Annotated in this window: 6 protein-coding genes; 1 reads left to right on the top strand and 5 read right to left on the bottom strand. The window is 35.3% G+C overall.

Annotated features, from left to right (window positions below):
• The 5 genes from ACTTG8_RS09335 to ACTTG8_RS09315 form a co-directional block, all read right to left on the bottom strand.
• Positions 1-1,280, bottom strand: a 1,280-nt coding sequence (locus ACTTG8_RS09335; RefSeq protein WP_442561844.1) for a glycine--tRNA ligase, incomplete at its 3' end; no start/stop codon positions are given.
• Between the two features lie 97 nt (positions 1,281-1,377).
• The gene (locus ACTTG8_RS09330; RefSeq protein ID WP_442561843.1) at positions 1,378-1,983 is read right to left on the bottom strand and encodes a hypothetical protein; all 606 of its coding nucleotides are present in this window, start codon (positions 1,981-1,983) and stop codon (positions 1,378-1,380) included.
• A gap of 4 nt (positions 1,984-1,987) precedes the next feature.
• Positions 1,988-2,653 carry a DNA repair protein RecO gene (gene recO, locus ACTTG8_RS09325; protein WP_442561842.1) on the bottom strand — a complete coding sequence of 222 codons (666 nt, stop codon included), beginning with the start codon at positions 2,651-2,653 and terminating at the stop codon, positions 1,988-1,990.
• Positions 2,650-3,573, bottom strand: coding sequence for a GTPase Era (gene era / locus ACTTG8_RS09320; RefSeq protein ID WP_442561841.1), 924 nt, complete (start codon positions 3,571-3,573; stop codon positions 2,650-2,652). The genes recO and era overlap by 4 nt, the downstream gene beginning before the upstream one ends.
• Positions 3,574-3,588: 15 nt before the next feature.
• Complete coding sequence (locus tag ACTTG8_RS09315) at positions 3,589-6,576, bottom strand: insulinase family protein (RefSeq protein ID WP_442561840.1); 2,988 nt, start codon at positions 6,574-6,576, stop codon at positions 3,589-3,591.
• A 105-nt stretch (positions 6,577-6,681) separates the two neighbouring features.
• Here ACTTG8_RS09315 and ACTTG8_RS09310 point away from each other — a divergent pair.
• A partial coding sequence (locus tag ACTTG8_RS09310; protein WP_442561839.1) for a TIGR01906 family membrane protein occupies positions 6,682-7,286 on the top strand: 605 nt, incomplete at its 3' end.

The raw sequence follows: 7,286 nt of genomic DNA, 5'->3' as shown, positions 1-7,286 counted from the left end.
TCAAAGTCATAGGTAATGCAGTATGGAGTACCTATTTCATCCTGTCTTCTGTATCTCTTTCCTATAGCACCTCTGTCATCATACTCGCAGTTCCAGTCTTTGGAAATCTCTGCAAATACCTTTTCCGCACCCTCTCCAAGTTTCTTAGAAAGAGGAAGTACTGCAACTTTTACAGGTGCAAGGAATGGATGGAAACGGAGCACAGTACGCACATCGCCACCTTCAAGCTCTTCCTCATCATAAGCACCACAAAGAAAGGCAAGAGTTACTCTATCTGCACCAAGAGAAGGCTCTACTACATAAGGAATATATTTTTCCTTCTTCTCATCATCAAAATACTCCATAGGCTCACCGGATATTTTCTGATGTCTGTCAAGGTCATAGTCAGTTCTGTCTGCTATGCCCCAAAGCTCACCCCAGCCAAATGGGAATAAGAACTCAATATCGGTAGTTCCTTTTGAATAGAAAGAAAGTTCCTCAGGATCATGGTCACGCATACGCATTTCTTCTTCTTTCATACCAAGAGAAATAAGCCAATCCTTACAGAAGTTTCTCCAATAATGGAACCAGTCCATATCTGTACCCGGCTCGCAGAAGAACTCTAATTCCATCTGTTCAAATTCTCTTGTACGGAAGGTAAAGTTACCCGGTGTAATTTCATTTCTAAATGATTTACCTATCTGACCTATACCAAACGGAATCTTCTTTCTTGATGTACGCTGTACATTCTTAAAGTTTACAAAGATACCCTGTGCTGTTTCAGGACGGAGATAAACTACTGCCTTGCTATCCTCTGTAATTCCCTGAAAAGTTTTAAACATAAGGTTGAACTGACGAATATCTGTAAAATCATGCTTTTCACAGCTTGGACAAGGAATTGCATTTTCATCTACAAAGTTCTTCATTTCTTCATTTGACCAACCATCTACAGAACTTCTAAGAGTTATATTTTTCTCTTTCGCAAAATCTTCAATGAGCTTATCAGCCCTAAATCTTTCATGACAGCATTTACAGTCCATAAGTGGATCTGAAAAACTTCCAAGATGCCCTGATGCTACCCAAGTCTGAGGATTCATAAGTATAGCACAGTCAACACCTACATTATATGGGCTTTCCTGAATAAACTTCTTCCACCAAGCCTTCTTCACATTGTTTTTAAGCTCTACACCTAAATTACCGTAGTCCCAAGTATTGGCAAGTCCTCCGTATATTTCTGAACCCGGATACACGAAACCTCTTGCCTTTGCCAGAGCCACAATTTTTTCCATTGTTTTTTCCATAAGTTACCTCTCTTTCTCTGATTCAATAGATTAATCCAAACCATCTATATTTATTGCTTGTAATATTTACAGATGGAATTAGTTTAATTTTTAACAATCATTTTGAATATACTACCACAGCAGTCTTTCCCTCGTCAACTCTAAAATGGTGTGTATCTATAAGAGTTCCACCATAATAGTATTTTATTTTTTTCCCTGTTTGGAAGTTCAGAAAGCCATTCACTACTGCAATATTATAATCATCTGACAACACTTCACTTGCCTTTTTATTTATATCTTCTTTAGAATCTGCCTCTTTAAATAATGCATCTGCAAATTCCGTCAAAGCCTCTGCTGCCTTAGGGAACTTAACATTATTATCTCCCCTCGCCTTATTAAAATCTGCATATACTTTCTCATCTTTAAAGGTTAGGACAGCTGTCACACCACTATTTTTTAATTCAATATCACTTAGTTCTATAACTTTATCTCCATACTGCTTATTGTAAGAAATCAGTTCTGCTGCAATATAGCCTTTAAGTTCTTCAATGTTGAAATATTTTTCTGTAAAATCCTCAACATAGGCAACCTGTCCACTTCCGTCCGCCCTCATATAAAGTGTTTCTACACTCACATCTCCTGCTTTGATTTCTTTTGGCATACTGTCACAAGATGAAAGAATGATTACAGCTGCCGCTATCGCCAAAAGGCTTTTTTTCTTCATTTCCTTATACCTCTCTTATCATTTCTAAAGATTTAAAACTTATATCTGTATTTAAATCTCTATACTCTTTGGCAAGTTTTATAAACTCTTTTTTTGATTCTAATTCCAAATCAAACGAAAAAATTTTATCTAAATCTCCGATTGATACTGTCTTTATTGCATAAGCAGTAGAAGGCCTGAGCCTCTTGCCTAAGAGAATTCCACCATCTATATTAGGCATTATACCCTCTATTGCAAAAATTTTCCACTCAAATATCGCCTTGATAAAATCCGGTGTAAGTATATCTATCTTTGCTGCAAGTGCTTTAAATGCTATGTAAATAAGATTTACAAGAGCCTTTTCCACAATATTTTCCCTTGAAAAGTAGGATGCAAGCTCTAAAAAATAAAATCCATAATACACTCTTTCTATGTCCATTTTTAACTCGTCAAAATAGTTTACTATTTTGACCTCAGTCAAAGTATAAGCATTTCTTCCTGAAACCAACTTAAATTTACCAAAAGTAAGTGGATCTGTACCTGCTAACAGCTTGCTATTTGTCCTTCTTGCTCCCCTTGCAAAGGCATGAATTTTACCTAACTCCATAGTTATAATTACTATTCTTTTGTCGTATTCTCCTATCGGTATTCCGGAAACGACTACTCCCGACACTTCTATTTCATCTGTCAATGATTTTCCTCTTTATATCCGAAATTCTTCATAAGCGAATCAGAATTTCTCCAGTCTTTTTTTACCTTAACCCAAAGATTAAGATTCACCTTCATGCCAAGAAGATCTGAAATCTGATGCCTTGCTTTAGTCCCTATTGCTTTTAGCATTGCACCTTTTTTCCCTATAATTATCCCCTTATGAGAATCTCTTTCACAAAAAATAGTTGCCTCAATATTCATTATATTTTTATGACTATGCCTTACACCGGTATCCTTTACTTCCTTCATACTGTCAATTACAACTGCAATTCCATGTGGAACTTCCTCTTTTAAGAGCCTTAAAGCCTGCTCTCTTATCAGTTCTGCCGTAATCTGCCTCTCTGCCTGATCCGTAATCACATCCTCATCATAGTACATAGGCCCTTCAGGAAGTAAATCAAATACAGTCTTAAGAAGATCCTCTTTATTTTCACCTGTTACTGCTGAAACAGGTACACAGGCTTTAAAGTTCACAATATCTTTGTATTTGTCAATTACAGGCAAAAGTTCACCTTTTTCCACAGTATCAATCTTATTTACCACCAGTATAACAGGAGTTTTGGTTGCTGATAAAAGCTCTGCAATATGCTGTTCTCCCTTTCCAATAAAGGTTGTCGGCTCTACAAGCCACAATACAACATCTACCTCCGACAGTGTTCTTTCTGCCACTGAGTCCATGTATTCACCTAACTTATTCTGAGCCTTATGTATACCTGGAGTATCAAGAAAGATAATCTGACCTGTTACATCAGTATACACAGTCTGAATCCTATTTCTAGTAGTCTGAGGCTTTGAAGATGTAATTGCTATCTTCTGACCTATAAGATTATTCATAAGAGTTGATTTGCCCACATTAGGACGCCCTATAAGGGTTACAAATCCCGATTTAAATTTTCCCATTCATCCTCCATCCTACTATGCAAGCAGGCTTGATATTTCATCAAACTTATCAACATTCTCTTTAATCTTTTTCTCAGAGCCTACTACTACCAGTACCTTTTCATCAAGTATTGCCCTTATGTACTTTGCCATGTCTCTCAAATCGGAAACAGTAGTATTTATCATTTCATTTCTTGATTTTTTTATGTCTTCTTCGGTCGTTCCACTCATATAAGCAAGAAACGACCTCTCTCCATCAGCATAAGGAGTTAAAGGAATGTCTGCACCTCCTACTGCTCCTATTACAAACTTAGTCACATCCTTTTCAGATGTTTCAAAATTTTCAAGATATTCTGCTATATGCTCATAAATCTCATTTGTTTCAAAAAGTTTCGGGTCTCTATAAGATGAGAATATGGAATCACCGTTCCTGTCAAACTTACTGTAGCAGCCGTATGCTCCTCCTTTAACCCTAACATTTACCCAAAGATATTCATAGCTTAAAAGCACATTTAATACATTTAACACACCTGTATAAGGCAATCCTGCATCTATGAAGTTACCTGCCCTAGTCACATACTGTACCTGTCCTGAGGCAGTGTATCCCTTTGCAAGCAGTCCCTCTTTCTTCTTAGACTTAAGTTCATCTATCTCAAGTTTCATCCTATCACAAAGCAGAGTTTTTCCTACTCTTTCTCCGTTTGGAATCTCTTTTATTATATTTTCTAATTCATAAACAACCTTACCATAGTCTTCCTCATCCACTGTAAGACTCATTAATACTCTTTCTTTTACAAAGTATTTTTTGATAAGAGAATTCAGCTTATCATATAACTCTTCTTTCTTAGCAGTAAAATTCTCTGTTAAATCTTTCACAAATCTGTAGTGTGCAAGCCCTGAAAGAGCGTTGCCAATCCTAGCATTTATAGAAAAATTAGTCTTGGCAATCATAGCAGACATCCTGTCTCCACTATTTTCAAATTCCATTTCCATACCAACAAGATTTTCCCTTAAAATCTCAAGTATCCTCTTATCACTTTCATTATTTATCTTAGACTTATAAAGCATTTCTAAAATAAGTGGAAGTCCTTTATCAATCTGTGAAACAAGGGACTTGAACCTTACAGAATAACTCATTAATACTTTATTCTTATCAGCCTTGTCTGTATGAACTCCCAAATCAGTATTGATTCCACCGGTATACATAAGAGTTTCTGATACAAAGTCTGAATATCCTCTTTCCTTTGTATCTATGAGTCCAAGTAATTCTGTTAAAAGTCCAAAATATGCTAATTCGTCCGAATCCATATCACTTATATCAAAATTAAGTCTGAAATAGATAATGCCGTTAGTATTTATCTTATGCCAAATTATAGGTCTTTTAAGCAGTTCTTTTTCTATATTTTTAAGAGGCTTGATTTCAGTAGAAATATCACTTCTTTCAAGAGTAGGAAGTTTTTCAATATCTTCTTCTAACGATGGTTCTTCCTGAAAAATTCTTAATTTTTCTGCCCTCTCCTTAAGTATTTCCAAGTCCTTATCGGTAAGTGACTCCTTATATTTTGCCAGTTTGTCCTTTAATTCTTTTTCTATCCTATCATTCTTATTCTTTTCCGGAACAAGTGTAAAAATAACTTTATGCTCATTATTAATAAGATAAGTCTTTATTAATTCCTCAAAATATCCTGTACCTATCTTGCTCCTTAGCACATCAAAGTTCTTGCCTACATCCGCTTGGTCAAATACCATATTCTCATCATATAGCCAAGTAGTATACATATTGATGCCTGTAAGAAGTCCTGCCGGAAATCTTCCCGAATCCTTCTCCCTATACTTAAACTCTCCGTAGTTAATAGCTGCAGTGAGTTTTTTCTCATCTACACCTTCAACAACTATTCTATTTAATGTATCTTCAATTATTTTTACAAATTCATCCTTCCTATTTGCCTCCGTTCCGGTAGCATGAATTGAAAAAGTAGGCTGAAACATATGTGCAGATAGACTTGAAGATATGTCTTTTCCTATTCCTGCATTTATAAGTGCCTCTTTTACTGCCGCCCCCGGAGCATCCATAAGTACAAATCTTAGAAGTTGTAAAGCTCCCATAGTCATTACATCAGTAGCAACTCCTGTAACTACATTGTAGGAAAGGAAAGTCTTTTCTTTTATTTCTTCACTTTCTGCAATAGAATAACTATCTGTAAAATCTCCTCCTACAGGATTTTGAAGAGGAATATCTGATTTTGGATCTATCTTATCAAAGTCTGACAAGTACTCCTTGTCTAAGAACTCAAGCCTTTCTTCAATATCGAAATTGCCATGAAGTATAATATACGAATTAGACGGATGATAAAATCGTTTATGAAATGCTACATAATTCTCGTAAGTAAGTTCAGGTATTACTTCAGGATCACCACCGGACTCAATTCCATAAGGAGAATCAGGATACAATGCCTCCCTCACACATAAATCTTCAACCTCATCCGGAGAAGAAAATGCTCCCTTCATCTCATTATAAACAACTCCATTTATCTTAAGCTCTCCGGTTTCTTCATCCAGTTCATAATGCCAACCTTCCTGCTCAAATATAGCTCTATTAGTATGTAAATTCGGATAAAATACTGCATCAAGATACACACTCATAAGATTTTTAAAATCTTTATCATTACAGCTCGCAACAGGATAAATGGTTTTATCAGGATATGTCATCGCATTTAAGAAAGTATTCAATGAGCCTTTAGCCATTTCAATAAAAGGATCTTTAGATGGATACTTTTTAGAACCACAAAGAACTGTATGTTCTACTATATGTGCAACTCCTGTCGAATCTTCCGGTGGAGTCTTAAAGCCTATACAAAACACCTTATTATCATCTTCATTGGATACAAGTGCAAGCCTTGCTCCACTCTTTTTATGCTTTAAATATATTCCTAAAGCCTTAATATCTTCAAGTTCCTTAGTGAAGACTAACTCATATTCCTCAGGAATCACTACTTCTTCAATACTTTTAATACTTCTACCCATCTATAATATCCTCTCTAATTTCTCTTTTACTATTAAAAAAAATATGTTAAAATTTCATTATCTATTTAGTTTACCATAATTATGAAGTTTTGCAAGGAGATATCTATGAAAATGTATTTAAAATCAATTTTTTCTGCTTTTATTTCAGTAATTTTGATGATGGTATCAATAACCTTAGCTACCACAGCCCTACTTAATTTCCGTCCTCTTTACTACAGCATGATTCATAATTTTATTAAAAACAGCAAACTTAATTATGAGCAAATAAAAGAAAACTATGATACTCTCATAGATTATAATTCTTTTTGGGGAGCTGATAAACTGGAATTTCCACATCTACCATCGTCTGCCAACGGAATAACCCATTTTGAAGAAGTAAAGACTATCTTCTTAGAGTTTCAGCTTGCTTTGATAATAGGAGTAATAGTATTAATTCTACTCATCCCTCTCTACCACAGGCTATATCACAGCTATGAGTATCTGCTTGTAGGAGGCCTTACTACAATTTTCATTCCTTTCAGTCTTGCAGTACTTATATATGCAAATTTTAATAAAATCTTCATCCTCTTCCACCAAATAGCCTTTAATAATGATTATTGGATATTTGACTACAGGACTGACCCCATCATTAAATACCTCCCTCAGGAGTTTTTTATGCTCTGTGCCATAGGTATCTCAGTGCTTGTTTTTCTATTCGGAATAATTATGCT

Source organism: Catonella sp., assembly GCF_052173895.1.
Lineage (GTDB): Bacteria > Bacillota > Clostridia > Lachnospirales > Lachnospiraceae > Catonella.
Note: the sequence above shows the minus strand (reverse complement) of the source record. Positions and strands in the feature narration are given on the sequence as shown.

Bases quoted from the DNA above. Each gene is read 5' to 3' on its own strand.
- ACTTG8_RS09330 (WP_442561843.1), bottom strand. From the start codon at position 1,983: ATGAAGAAAAAAAGCCTTTTGGCGATAGCGGCAGCTGTAATCATTCTT.
- era (WP_442561841.1), bottom strand. From the start codon at position 3,573: ATGGGAAAATTTAAATCGGGATTTGTAACCCTTATAGGGCGTCCTAAT.
- ACTTG8_RS09315 (WP_442561840.1), bottom strand. From the start codon at position 6,576: ATGGGTAGAAGTATTAAAAGTATTGAAGAAGTAGTGATTCCTGAGGAA.